Here is a 12,744-nt window from a genome sequence, read left to right as displayed (position 1 = left end):
TTGCCACGGTTCGGTGTGCTCTTGGTAACTTCCAGGTAAGGTGCCGTGTCGCTCTGCTCTCGCCTTCATAACAACTCCGTCCGTTGGTTAGGTGTACTTTCGACCAGCGGATATCGTCCGGCAACAGAACTCAGGTCGGATCCGCGCTGAATGCGGGCCGCTGAGAGGGCGAAGGGGAGAGTTACTCAAGTGAAGCGCAGCAACGCAGCCAAGTTCGCCGCGGTCGCCGCGGCGGGCGTGTTGGCACTCACCGCGTGTGACAACGCGGCCGAAGACACCGGCGACAGCGGAAACGGCGGCGGCGAAGAGGCTTCCGAGATCCGCGTCGGCCTTGCCTTCGACGTGGGCGGTCGCGGCGACCGCTCGTTCAACGACTCCGCCTACCGGGGCCTGCAGCAGGCCGCCGACGAGCTCGGCGTCGAGACCGCCGACTTCGAGCCGGCCGACGGGGAGGCCGACTCCGACAAGCAGGACCGCCTCGCCAACATGGCCGAGGAGGGCTTCGACGTCGTCATCGGTGTCGGCTTCGCCTACCAGGAGCCGATGGAGGCCGTCGCCGAGAACTACCCGGACACCAACTTCGCGATCGTCGACTCCGAGGTCGAGGGCCACGACAACATCACCAGCCTCGTTTTCGCCGAGGAGCAGGCCTCCTTCCTGGCCGGTGCCGCCGCGGCGCTGACCACCGAGGAGGACCACGTCGGCTTCGTCGGCGGTGTCGAGACCCCGCTGATCCACAAGTTCGAGGCCGGATACGTCGCCGGTGTCGAGCACGTCAACGAGGACATCAACGTCGAGGTCGACTACCTCAGCCAGCCGCCGGACATGAGCGGCTTCAGCGACCCGGCGCAGGGCCGTGAGGCCGCCCAGGCCCAGTACGACCGCGGCGCCGACGTGATCTACCACGCCGCCGGCGCCTCCGGCAACGGTGTCCTCCAGTCCGCCGTCGACAACGAGTTCACCTTCATCGGCGTCGACAGCGACCAGTACGAGAACGCCGAGGAGCAGCAGAAGCCGTACGTGCTGACCTCCGCCATCAAGCAGGTCGACGTCGCCGTCTTCGAGATGATCAAGTCCGTGGTCGAGGGCGACCCGCAGACCGGCATCCAGCGCTTCGAGCTCGCCGACGGCGGTGTGGACTACACCCTGTCCAACGAGGAGGCCATCGAGCCGATCCAGGAGGAGCTCGACGCGCTCAAGCAGGAGATCATCGACGGCGAGATCGAGGTTCCGACCCAGCCCTAGTCGGCCGGGTCCACACGGTTCGCCCCACCGCGGGTACGGCCCGCGGTGACAGTGCCCCAGGGCGGTACCGGGGGCAGGGGGAGCAGTCCCCTCCCGGTGCCGCCCTGGTTGCCGTTTTCCGCGACGATGGCGTCCGGACACGAACCCTTCGGGGGCCCGTGCGCCACGTTGCTGTTTCCACGAGGAGAAAGATGAGCAGCACGCCATCGGGCGAAGAGGCCACGGGGCCCTTCGCCGTTGAGCTGCGCGGGATCACCAAACGTTTTCCCGGCGTCGTGGCCAACCACGACATCGACATCACCGTGGCTCCCGGTACCGTGCACGCCATCGTCGGCGAGAACGGCGCGGGCAAGTCCACGCTGATGAAGACCCTGTACGGCATGCACCGGCCGGACGAGGGCCATATCCGTATCCGCGGTGAGGAGGTGCGCTTCCACTCGCCCTCCGACGCCATCAGGCACGGCATCGGCATGGTGCACCAGCACTTCATGCTCGCCGACAACCTCACCGTGCTGGAGAACGTGGTCCTGGGCGCGGAGCGCAGGCACGGCATCGGCCGCAGGGCCAGGGCCCGCATCCAGGAGCTGTCCGCCCAGTACGGGCTCGGCGTCGACCCGGACCGCCTCATGGAGGAACTGGGCGTCGGGGACCGCCAGCGCGTGGAGATCCTCAAGGTGCTCTACCGCGGCGCCGAGACGATCATCCTGGACGAGCCCACCGCCGTCCTGGTCCCGCAGGAGGTCGACGAGCTCTTCGACAACCTGCGCGAGCTCAAGCGCGAGGGCCTCACGGTCATCTTCATCTCGCACAAGCTCGACGAGGTCCTGTCCGTCGCCGACGAGATCACCGTGATCCGCCGCGGTACCACGGTGGCCACCGCCGACCCGCGCACCACCACCGCACGGGAGCTGGCCACCCTCATGGTCGGCGGCGAGCTGCCCGTACCGGAGCTGCGCGAGTCCACCGTCACCGACCACGTCATCCTGTCCCTGAACGGGGTGACCGTGCGCTCGCCGGAGGGCCGGCCCGTCGTCGACGACGTCACCCTCGACATCCGCAGGGGCGAGATCGTCGGTATCGCCGGGGTCGAGGGCAACGGCCAGTCCGAGCTGATCGAGGCGATCATGGGCATGCGCCGGGCCGCCTCCGGCAGCATCGCCCTGGAGGGCCAGGACATCACCGACTGGCCCACGTTGCGCATCCGCGAGGCCGGGGTCGGCTACATCCCCGAGGACCGGCACCGGCACGGCATGCTGCTGGACTCCCCGCTGTGGGAGAACCGGATCCTGGGACACCAGACCCGGGGACCCAGTGTCCGCGGCCCCTGGATCAACCGGGCCGGGGCGCGCGCCGACTCCGAGCGCATCGTCACCGAGTACGACGTGCGCACCCCCAACATCGACGTCATCGCCGACGCGCTGTCCGGGGGCAACCAGCAGAAGTTCATCATCGGCCGGGAGATGAGCGCGCAACCGCACTTCCTGGTCGCCGCACACCCCACCCGAGGCGTGGACGTGGGCGCCCAGTCGGCCATCTGGGAGCAGCTGCGCGAGGCGCGTGCGGCCGGGCTGGCCGTCCTGCTGGTCTCCGCCGACCTCGACGAGCTCATCGGCATGTCCGACACACTCCACGTCATCCTGCGTGGCCGCCTGGTCACGGAGGCCGACCCGAACAGCGTCACCCCCGAACAGCTCGGTTCCGCCATGACCGGCGCCGGGTTGGGCGGCGATGACGCGCACACAGAAGGTGGCAGCGGTGCTGAGGGCACCAATGGAAACGAGAGCGAGGGCGGCGCATGAGTAACCCCGAACGCCGCACCATCGCGGCACCGATCGTGTTCGGCCTGGCCGTACTCCTGGGCGTCGCGGCGACCTTCGCCCTGGACCTGTTCCTGCTGTGGTGGGCCGCGCTCATCATCGGCGTCACGCTCGCCTTCGGGCTGGTGGCGGCGCTGGCGCCGTTCACCCCGGACGAGAGCCGGATCGGCGCCGACGGGACCAGGGAGGAGGGCACGCCCCTGCACAACGTCCTGGTCGTCCCGATGTCGCTGATCCTGGCGGTCGCGGGCGGTCTGGTCTGTGCCTGGGCCCTGGACCTGCAACTGATCGAACCCGTCGCGGTCGCGCTCGGCGCGCTCATCGGCTCGGCCCTGGCGTTCGTGCTGTTCCACCGCCTGGCGGCGATGATGGCACTGTCCTTCGCCGCGGTCCTGACCGCCGGTGTGCTCGCGGTCGGCGTCACCGCCGCCGTGCTGCTCCTCAGCGGCATCGCACCGTTCCAGACCTTCGGGCGGATGGCCGAGTTCGGTACCCGGCCCGACAGCCTGGTGCAGATCATCAACAGCAGCATCACCTACTACCTGGCCGCCGTGGCCGTGGCGATCGGCTTCAAGATGAAGCTGTTCAACATCGGTGTGGACGGCCAGTACCGGCTCGCGGCGCTGCTGGCCGCGGCCGTGGGCGGCTACCTCGTGCTGCCGCCGGTGATCAGCCAGGTCGTCATCATCGCCACCGCCATCACGGTCGGCGGCGTGTGGGCCGGTATCGCCGGATACCTCAAGGTGGCGCGGGGCGTGTCCGAGGTGATCTCCACGATCATGCTCAACGCGATCGCCACCGGCATCACCGCCTACCTGCTGAGCACCGACCGCCTCGCGGTGGAGATCAGCACCAACAACATCGGTACGCCGCCCATGCCCGAGTCGGCGTGGGTGCCCGGCATCCCCGCTGGCTTCCTCGGCTCCGACCGGGAGATCTACGGCCTGGTCCTGCTGGCCGTCGCGGTCGGCTTCCTCTACTGGATGATGCTCAACCGCACCCGCTTCGGGTTCGAGCTGCGGGCCACCGGCCAGTCGCAGACCGCGGCCGAGGCCAGCGGTGTGAACGTCAAGAGGATGGTCTTCCTGTCCATGCTCTTCTCCGGCATGGTCGCGGGGCTCGTGGGCCTGCCCCAGCTCCTGGGGCACTCGCACTACTACGCGCTGGACTTTCCGGCGGGTATCGGCTTCATCGGTATCGCGATCGCCCTGCTGGGCCGGAACCACCCGGTGGGCATCGTCTTCGCGGCACTGCTGTGGGCCTTCCTCGACCAGGCGGCGGGGATCCTGCCCTTCGACGGGATCCCGCAGGAGATCGCGGTCATCGCGCAGGCCACCATCGTCCTCACGGTCGTCGTGGTCTACGAGGTGGTACACCGCTGGGGCCGCCGCTACCAGCAGCAGCAGATCGGTAAGCAGCTCGGCAGGGCCGTCGAGTCCAGCGGGGAGGCACAGTGAGCCAGGAACTGAGTGTGAAGGAAGCGGCGAAGACGCCGTCACGGCCCAGGGGGTGGGCGCGGTGGCGTGTCCTGACCCTGTTCGCCGCGGTGCTCGTCTCCCTGGCCGGGCTGCGCGTCATCACCGGCCAGGACATGCTCACCGACTCGGGCACCATTCGCACCACCCTCACCTTCGCGGTACCCATCGGACTGGCCGCCCTCGGCGGACTGTGGGCCGAGCGCGCGGGCATCATCAACATCGGCCTGGAAGGCATGATGATCCTGGGCACCTGGTTCGGTGCCTACTTCGCCTGGAGCACCGACAACCCGTGGATGGGCCTGCTCGCGGGCGTCCTCGCCGGGATGGCCGGCGGCCTGCTGCACGCGGTCGCCACGGTGACCTTCGCGGTGGACCACATCGTGTCCGGTGTGGCGATCAACATCCTCATGCTCGGCGCGATGCGCTACCTGTCGATCCTGGTGTACTCGGACGTGCCCGGCGCGGGTGCCGCCCAGTCGCCGACCACACCCGAATTCCCGACACTGAACCTGCCGGTCCTGCCGGAGCTGCTGCGGCCGGTGGAGGCCGCCGGAACCTTCCTGGTCAGCGACCTGGCCTCGCTGGTGATCGGTCTGACCACCCGCCTGTCGGCGCTCACCCTCGTCGCCCTCCTGATGATCCCGCTGACCTACCTGGTGCTGTGGCGGACGACCTTCGGCCTGCGCCTGCGCTCGGTCGGTGAGAACCCCGACGCCGCCGAGTCGCTCGGCGTGGCGGTGTACCGCCTCAAGTACGTGGCGGTCGTCGTCTCCGGCGGTCTGGCCGGTATGGGCGGCGCGTTCCTGGCCATGGTGGCCTCGAACATCTACCAGGAGGGGCAGACCGGCGGCCGCGGCTACATCGGTCTGGCCGCGATGATCTTCGGTAACTGGCGTCCCGGTGGCCTGGCGATGGGAGCCGGACTGTTCGGCTACACCGACGCCCTCCAGCTGCGCGGCGGCGGCGAGGCCATCCACGCGCTGCTCCTGCTGTTCGTGGCGGCGCTGCTGGCCTGGACGCTGTGGCGTTCGCGCACGGTCCTGCTCGGCCGGATCGGTTCCGTGGCGACCGTGCTCGGTGCGCTGCTCTACGCGTTCACCGCGGCCGGCCCACTGGCCGCCCACTCCGGACTGCTCTACCCGGCGGCGGCGCTCCTGCTGCTGGCCGGCCTGCTCCTGGCCCTGTGGGGCACCCGGGACGCGCAGACACCCCCGCTGGCCGTGGTCGCGGTCGGACTGCTGGCGGCCGGTGCGCTGGCCTACTGGACGAGTTCCTTCCTCCTCGGCGGCGCGGCCCTGAACACCGCGTACGTCGTACTGACTCTGCTGGGTATCGCGGCGGCGTTCGCGGCGATGTGGCGGCGCAAGCAGCGGACCACGGCGATGGCGGCCCTGGCCGTCGGAGCGGCCTCGCTGCTGCTGTTCTGGTACTTCGGCACCGACTCGCTGCCGCGCGAGCTGGCCACCTACAGCCCGCACATCGCCACCCTGCTGGTGCTCTCGCTGGCCTCGCAGCGGCTGCGTCCGCCCGCCGGGATCGGCCAGCAGTGGAGGGCGGGACGCTCATGACCGAACACACCGGCGTGGACTGGGCGGCACTGCGGGAGGCCGCTCGGGAGGCCATGGGCCACGCGTACGCGCCCTACTCGAAATACCCGGTGGGCGCGGCGGCCCTGGTCTCCGACGGCCGGACCGTGAGCGGCTGCAACGTGGAGAACGCCTCCTACGGGGTGGGCCTGTGCGCCGAGTGCGGTCTGGTCAGCGCGCTGCACGCCTCCGGCGGCGGGCGCCTGGTCGCGTTCAGCTGCGTGGACGGCCGGGGCGAGACCCTGATGCCGTGCGGCCGCTGCCGCCAACTGCTGTACGAACACGGCGGGCCGGACCTGCTGGTGGACACGCCAGAGGGGATCCTTCCCATGGAGCGGGTGCTGCCGCAGGCCTTCGGGCCGCACAACCTCGCCTGAGGGGCGAAGCACGATCGGGTGCCTCCCCGGCCGCCGACCCACGGTGGCCGGGGAGTCGTTTTTTCCAGCCACGGAGAGGAACACGACATGGACGTCATCGAGGTCATCCGAGCCAAACGCGACGGGGGAGAGCTCACCCCCGAGCAGATCGACTGGGTGATCGGCGCCTACACCCGTGGTGAGGTGGCCGAGGAGCAGATGTCGGCGCTGGCGATGGCGATCTTCCTGCGCGGCATGGGCCGGGCGGAGGTGGGCCGCTGGACCGAGGCGATGCTGTCGTCGGGGGACCGGCTCGACTTCTCCGACCTGGCCCGGCCCACCACCGACAAGCACTCCACGGGCGGGGTGGGCGACAAGATCACGCTGCCGCTCACGCCCACCGTCGCCGCCTGCGGGGCGGCGGTCCCGCAGCTGTCCGGGCGCGGGCTCGGCCACACCGGCGGGACCCTGGACAAACTGGAGTCGATCCCCGGCTGGCGCGCGTCGCTGTCCACCGAGGAGATGCGGCGGGTCATCACCGAGACCGGCGGCGTGATCTGCGCGGCGGGCACCGGGCTGGCCCCGGCCGACCGCAAGCTCTACGCACTGCGCGACGTCACCGGCACCGTGGAGTCCATCCCGCTCATCTCCGCGTCCATCATGAGCAAGAAGCTCGCGGAGGGCACCGGGGCCCTGGTCCTGGACGTCAAGGTGGGGTCGGGCGCGTTCATGAAGGACACCGGGTCCGCCCGGGAGCTGGCCCGCACCATGGTGGACATCGGCAACGACCACGGCGTGCGCACGGTCGCCCTGCTCACCGACATGGCCACGCCTCTGGGCCGGCAGGTCGGCAACGCACTGGAGGTCGCCGAGGCCGTCGAGGTGCTCTCCGGGGGCGGCCCCGCCGACGTCGTGGAGCTCACCGTGGCGCTGGCGCGGGAGATGCTGACGGCGGCCGGTCTGACCCCGGGCGAGAACGGAGTCAAGGACCCGGCCCAAGCCCTGCGCGACGGCAGCGCCCTCGAAGCCTGGAAGGACCTCGTCCGGGCCCAGGGCGGCGACCCGGACGCGTCGCTGCCCGAGGCGGCCGAGCGCCGGGTGGTGCTGTCCCCGTCCAGCGGCGTTCTCACCCGGCTGGACGCCTACCAGGTGGGGCTGGCCGCCTGGCGGCTGGGCGCGGGCCGGGCCCGCAAGGAGGACGCGGTGTCCTTCGGGGCGGGCGTGACCCTGCACGCCAAACCGGGTGAGGAGGTCCAGGCCGGGGAACCGCTGTTCACCCTGCACGCCGACGAGCCCGAGCGCTTCGACCGCGCCGCCCGGGCACTGGAGGGGGCCTTCGACATCGGTGACGCGGCCGAGTGGGAGACGCGACCGCTGGTCATCGACCGGATCAGCTGACCTCGTCGGCGGCCCGACCGTGTTCCGTGCGGGCCGTCCGTGCCGCCCATCGGGCTCCGACGGAGCCGTGGGCCCGGGGCGCGACCGCGGGGACGCGTAGATGCGGAGGGGCCGGCCGACACACTGGTCGCCGGCCCCTCCCGCGCATGTCTGAAGGCCGCCGAACTAGTCCATGATGGGCGGCATCATCTGCTGCGGGGACGCCTCGGGCATCAGCAGGAAGGCCGCCGCGGCGACGATCACGAACAGAAAGCCCACGATGGTCGTCGCGGTGGCGGTCCACTTCGCCCAGGGCCGGGTCCCCCAGTTGTGCAGGGCGAGCGCCAGGGTCGAGGTGAGCACGGTGAGCAGGGCCACCGCACCGCCCATCCAGATCTGCATCTCGATCTGCCTGATCTGCGCGGGGTCCACGGTCTGGTCGCCGACCAGGAGCATGCTGGTGAGGATCTCCAGCAGTTGCCCGGTCAGGATGGTCACGGCGAGCAGCACCACGCTGACGATGCTCAGGGTCTCGGTGGAGAAGGCGCCCCCGGTCCGGGGCTCGGCCGGAACGGCCCCGTACTCCGCTTCGGGAGCGGTCCCGTACTGGTTCTCCTCGGCCTCCGGGGCCTCGGCGGTTGCCGGGGTCCCGGTTCCGGCGGGCGCCTCCGCGGCGACCCCCGGTTCGAACTTCGGTTGGGGAGCGCCCTCCGCGGGTCTGTCGTTGTTCTCGGCCCTGGCGTTGTCTTCCGGTTCGGTACTCACGCGGCCAACGTACCCGGGGGTCTGTATAAGCGGGGCCTAAGAATCGCCTGATCAGACCATGAAAGCGCCCCGAATCCGTCACGGGGCGCTGATGGTCAGGCGCCGGTGAGCAACACGTACGACAGCACGGTCAGGACCACCAGCACCACGCCCACCAGGACGGTCGCCGCGGCCAGGTGGCGGGCCCAGGCACGGGTACCGGGATCGGCGCGGAGCAGGGCCACGGCGGCGCAGACCACGGCCAGCGCGGAGAACAGTCCGGCGCCGGTCAGCTCACCCTGCACCTCGTAGGTGAGGGAGCCCTCGGCCCCGGTCAGGGTCTGTTGGTTGAAGATCCTGACCAGCTGGGTGGAGAGCAGCGTCGTGGCCAGGAAGAGGAGCCCGGTGACGCTGAAGGTCTCGGGGCCGAACAGGCCGCTCCGGGGCCGGGTGCTCCGCCCGGAGAGGAAGGCCTCGCCGGCGGCGGAGGCGGTGGGGCTCTCGGAGTCGGGGTTCTCCGGGGCGCCGTCGGCATCGGAGGGGGCGGTGGTGGAGGGAGTGTCTTCTGAGGAGGTACTCACCCGCGCCAAAATACCGTCCGGTTCTCCCGAACACGGGGCTCCGTAACGGGTTGGGCGCGGCCAGTTCCGGCCATATCGCCCAAGGGTGCCCAACGGGGTAAAAACAATCATGAGTGCTTGTTTTTTTCTGTGTCCGGTGTCACTCTCTTTGCCATGACCGCTACACCAGCCCCCGCCCTGTGGGTCGGGAACGCCTCCGGTTTCTACGGTGACCGCCTCGGAGCCGTCCACGAGATGCTCACCGAAGGCGCCGTGGACGTCCTCACCGGTGACTACCTGGCCGAACTCACCATGGCCATCCTCGGCCGCGACCAGCTGGCCGACCCCGGCCGGGGCTACGCCAGAACCTTCCTGCGACAGATGCGCGAGTGTCTGGCGATCATCATGGAACGCCGCGTCCGCGTGGTCACCAACGCCGGCGGCCTCAACCCCCGCGGCCTGGCCGACAAACTCACCGAGCTCGCCGAGGGCCTCGGCTTCGAACCACGCATCGCCTGCGTCACCGGAGACGACCTGCTCGACCGCGCGGAGGAGCTCAACCTCGGCGGCCCCCTGACCGCCAACGCCTACCTGGGTGCCTTCGGTATCGCCCGCTGCCTGGACGCCGGGGCCGACATCGTCGTCACCGGCCGCGTCACCGACGCCTCCCTCGCGGTCGGCCCCGCCATCTCCCACTTCGGCTGGACCCGCGACGACCTCGACGCTCTCGCCGGGGCGACCGTCGCCGGACACGTCATCGAGTGCGGAACCCAGGCCACCGGCGGCAACTACGCGCTGGCGCACGAACTCGCCGGACGGAACCTGGACCACCCGGGCTTCCCGATCGCCGAGATCGCCGCGGACGGCTCCTCGGTCATCACCAAGCACACCCGGACGCAGGGCGCGGTCACCGTCGGCACCGTCACCGCCCAACTCGTCTACGAGGTCGCGGGCGCCCGCTACCCCGGCCCCGACGTCACCACCCGGCTGGACACCGTCCAGCTCACCCAGGAGGCCGACGACCGGGTGCGGATCAGCGGGGTGGTCGGCGAGGCACCGCCGCCGGACCTCAAGGTCGGCCTGACCGGGATCTCGGGCTTTCGCAACGACGTCGAGTTCCTCATCACCGGGCTGGACGCCCAGGCCAAGGCGGAACTGGCCGAACGCCAGATGCGCGCCGCCCTGGCCGACAGCCCGCCCGCGGAGCTGGGCTTCGAGTTCCTCCCGGCCCGCGACCCGCACGGCGACACCCAGGACGAGGCCACCGCCAGGCTGCGCGTGGTCGCCCGCGACCACGACCCCGCCGCCATCGGCCGCCGTTTCGGAGCCGCCGCCGTGGAGCTGGCCCTGGGCAGCTACGCCGGATTCCACCTCACCTCACCGCCGCGCGAGGCCCGACCCGACGGGGTCGCCGTCACCCACGCCCTCGTGCCCGCGGCCGAGGTCGGGCACACCGTGATCACCCCCGAGGGCGTCCGAGAGAACGTCGCCCACCCCGAGCACACCCGGGAGCTCACGGAGGTCCCCGAACCCCCGCTGCCCGAGCCGCCGCCCGCGGGCCCCACCCGGCTCGCCCCCCTGGGCCTGGTCCTGGGCGCGCGCAGCGGCGACAAGGGCGCCGACGCCAACGTGGGCGTGTGGGCGACCTCGGACGAGGCCTGGCGGTGGCTGGCACACACCCTCACCGTCGAGGCACTGCGCGACATCCTCCCGGAGACCGCCGACCTCAAGGTCACCCGCCACCTGCTGCCCCGCCTGCGCGCCGCCAACTTCTGGATCGAGGGCATCCTCGCCCCCGGGACCGCCCGCAGGGAGGGCCAGGACCCCCAGGCCAAGGGGCTCGGCGAGTGGCTGCGGGCCCGCCGCGTCCCGATCCCCGAGTCCCTGCTGACGGAGCACCCCGCGCAGACCCGGGCGGCCCCGCCCCGGTCCCCCTCCGCCCCGGCCGAACCCCCGAACCCGCAGAGCGAGGAGTCATCGTGAGCGTCCTGACCTCCAGACTCGACACCCGAGGCCCGGCCTACGCCGAGGCCAGGGACACCATGCTCGCCAAACTGGCCGAGCTGGACACCGAGCACGCCAAGGCCCTCGCCGGAGGAGGGGAGCGCTACGTCGAACGGCACCGCTCCCGGGGCGGGCTGCTGGCCAGGGAGCGCATCGAGCTCCTGCTGGACGAGGGCAGTCCCTTCCTGGAACTCTCCCCCCTGGCCGCCTGGGGCAGCGACTTCCACGTGGGCGCGAGCGTCGTCACCGGCGTGGGGGTGGTCTCGGGCGTGGAGTGCGTGGTCGTCGCCAACGACCCCACCGTGCGCGGCGGGTCCAGCAACCCCTGGTCGCTGAAGAAGTCCCAGCGTGCCGGTGAGATCGCCGAACGCAACCGGATGCCGATGATCAGCCTGGTGGAGTCGGGCGGCGCCGACCTGCCCACACAGAAGGAGATCTTCATCCCCGGCGGGGGCACCTTCCGCCACCTCACCCAGCTGTCGGCCGCCGGGATCCCCACCATCGCCCTGGTCTTCGGCAACTCCACCGCCGGCGGAGCCTACGTCCCCGGGATGAGCGACCACGTGGTGATGGTCCGGGACCGCTCCAAGGTCTTCCTCGGCGGCCCGCCGCTGGTCAAGGCGGCCACCGGGGAGGAGAGCGACGACGAGTCCCTGGGCGGCGCACGGATGCACGCCGAGGTCTCCGGCCTCGCCGACCACCTCGCCGAGGACGAGCACGACGCCATCCGCATCGGCCGCCGCATCGTCGCCCGGCTCAACCACACCAAGGCCGGGCCGCCCCCGGCCGCCGCGGTCCGCGAACCCCTCCTGCCGGCCGAGGAACTCCTCGGGATCATGCCGCCCGACCTCAAGGTCCCGGTGGACCCGCGCGAGGTCATCGCGCGCGTGGTGGACGGCTCGGAGTTCGACGAGTTCAAGCCCTCCTACGGGCCCGGCCTGGTCACCGGCTGGGCCACCCTGCACGGGTACCCCGTCGGCGTCCTCGCCAACGACCACGGGGTGCTGTTCAGCGCCGAAGCGCAGAAGGCCGCCCAGTTCATCCAGCTCGCCAACCGCTCGCACACCCCGCTGATCTTCCTGCACAACACCACCGGCTACATGGTCGGGGCCGAGTACGAGCAGGGCGGCATCATCAAACACGGCTCGATGATGATCAACGCCGTCTCCAACAGCACCGTCCCGCACTTCTCCGTGCTCATCGGAGCCTCCTACGGGGCCGGGCACTACGGCATGTGCGGCCGCGCCTACGACCCCCGGTTCCTCTTCTCCTGGCCCAGCGCCCGCTCCGCCGTCATGGGCCCCAAGCAGCTGGCCGAGGTCATCTCGATCGTCTCGCGCGCCTCGGCCGCCAAGAAGGGCCGGCCCTACGACGACGACCAGGACGCCGCCATGCGCGAACTGGTCGAGAACCAGATCGAGGCCGAGTCACTGCCGATGTTCCTGTCCGGCAGGGTCTACGACGACGGCGTCATCGACCCCCGCGACACCCGCACCGTCCTCGGGCTGTGCCTGTCCTTCGCCAGCAACGCACCCGTACGCGGCACCGACCGCTTCGGCGTCTTCCGAATGTGAGAA

Annotated in this window: 10 protein-coding genes; 8 read left to right on the top strand and 2 right to left on the bottom strand. The window is 70.8% G+C overall.

Features of this window, described 5'->3' with window-relative positions; all coding sequences use genetic code 11:
- The first annotated feature begins 189 nt into the window (after positions 1–189).
- From ACUKCB_RS12640 to ACUKCB_RS12615, 6 genes are all read left to right on the top strand, one after another.
- Positions 190–1,245: a BMP family lipoprotein gene (locus tag ACUKCB_RS12640; RefSeq protein ID WP_191273310.1), complete on the top strand. Its 1,056-nt coding sequence runs from the start codon at positions 190–192 to the stop codon at positions 1,243–1,245.
- Between the two features lie 191 nt (positions 1,246–1,436).
- Positions 1,437–3,044 carry an ABC transporter ATP-binding protein gene (locus ACUKCB_RS12635; protein WP_473040691.1) on the top strand — a complete coding sequence of 536 codons (1,608 nt, stop codon included), beginning with the start codon at positions 1,437–1,439 and terminating at the stop codon, positions 3,042–3,044.
- Positions 3,041–4,519, top strand: a complete 1,479-nt coding sequence (locus ACUKCB_RS12630; protein WP_473040690.1) for an ABC transporter permease — start codon at positions 3,041–3,043, stop codon at positions 4,517–4,519. The genes ACUKCB_RS12635 and ACUKCB_RS12630 overlap by 4 nt, the downstream gene beginning before the upstream one ends.
- Complete coding sequence (locus ACUKCB_RS12625) at positions 4,516–6,108, top strand: ABC transporter permease (protein WP_473040689.1); 1,593 nt, start codon at positions 4,516–4,518, stop codon at positions 6,106–6,108. The genes ACUKCB_RS12630 and ACUKCB_RS12625 overlap by 4 nt, the downstream gene beginning before the upstream one ends.
- Entirely contained in the window at positions 6,105–6,503 is a 399-nt protein-coding gene (locus ACUKCB_RS12620; protein WP_225942370.1) for a cytidine deaminase, read from the top strand. The genes ACUKCB_RS12625 and ACUKCB_RS12620 overlap by 4 nt, the downstream gene beginning before the upstream one ends.
- An 87-nt stretch (positions 6,504–6,590) precedes the next feature.
- Positions 6,591–7,880, top strand: a complete 1,290-nt coding sequence (locus ACUKCB_RS12615; RefSeq protein ID WP_473040688.1) for a thymidine phosphorylase — start codon at positions 6,591–6,593, stop codon at positions 7,878–7,880.
- A 165-nt stretch (positions 7,881–8,045) separates the two neighbouring features.
- Here ACUKCB_RS12615 and ACUKCB_RS12610 read toward each other — a convergent pair whose 3' ends face one another.
- A complete protein-coding gene (locus ACUKCB_RS12610) occupies positions 8,046–8,624 on the bottom strand; it encodes a hypothetical protein (RefSeq protein WP_473040687.1) in 579 nt (192 codons plus the stop codon).
- A 95-nt stretch (positions 8,625–8,719) separates the two neighbouring features.
- Positions 8,720–9,184, bottom strand: a complete 465-nt coding sequence (locus tag ACUKCB_RS12605; RefSeq protein ID WP_473040686.1) for a hypothetical protein — start codon at positions 9,182–9,184, stop codon at positions 8,720–8,722.
- A 153-nt stretch (positions 9,185–9,337) separates the two neighbouring features.
- Between ACUKCB_RS12605 and ACUKCB_RS12600 the strand changes: the two genes are divergently transcribed.
- Together ACUKCB_RS12600 and ACUKCB_RS12595 are read left to right on the top strand one after the other, a co-directional pair.
- Entirely contained in the window at positions 9,338–11,146 is a 1,809-nt protein-coding gene (locus tag ACUKCB_RS12600; protein ID WP_473040685.1) for an acyclic terpene utilization AtuA family protein, read from the top strand.
- Entirely contained in the window at positions 11,143–12,741 is a 1,599-nt protein-coding gene (locus ACUKCB_RS12595; RefSeq protein WP_473040684.1) for an acyl-CoA carboxylase subunit beta, read from the top strand. The genes ACUKCB_RS12600 and ACUKCB_RS12595 overlap by 4 nt, the downstream gene beginning before the upstream one ends.
- Positions 12,742–12,744 lie beyond the last annotated feature (3 nt).

It is taken from the genome of Nocardiopsis moroccensis (assembly GCF_055763695.1).
Note: the sequence above shows the minus strand (reverse complement) of the source record. Positions and strands in the feature narration are given on the sequence as shown.

What these genes read in the sequence shown, in the direction of transcription:
- ACUKCB_RS12615 (WP_473040688.1), top strand. Translation starts at nt 6,591, where the DNA reads ATGGACGTCATCGAGGTCATCCGAGCCAAACGCGACGGGGGAGAGCTC.
- ACUKCB_RS12600 (WP_473040685.1), top strand. Translation starts at nt 9,338, where the DNA reads ATGACCGCTACACCAGCCCCCGCCCTGTGGGTCGGGAACGCCTCCGGT.
- ACUKCB_RS12630 (WP_473040690.1), top strand. Translation starts at nt 3,041, where the DNA reads ATGAGTAACCCCGAACGCCGCACCATCGCGGCACCGATCGTGTTCGGC.
- ACUKCB_RS12635 (WP_473040691.1), top strand. Translation starts at nt 1,437, where the DNA reads ATGAGCAGCACGCCATCGGGCGAAGAGGCCACGGGGCCCTTCGCCGTT.
- ACUKCB_RS12620 (WP_225942370.1), top strand. Translation starts at nt 6,105, where the DNA reads ATGACCGAACACACCGGCGTGGACTGGGCGGCACTGCGGGAGGCCGCT.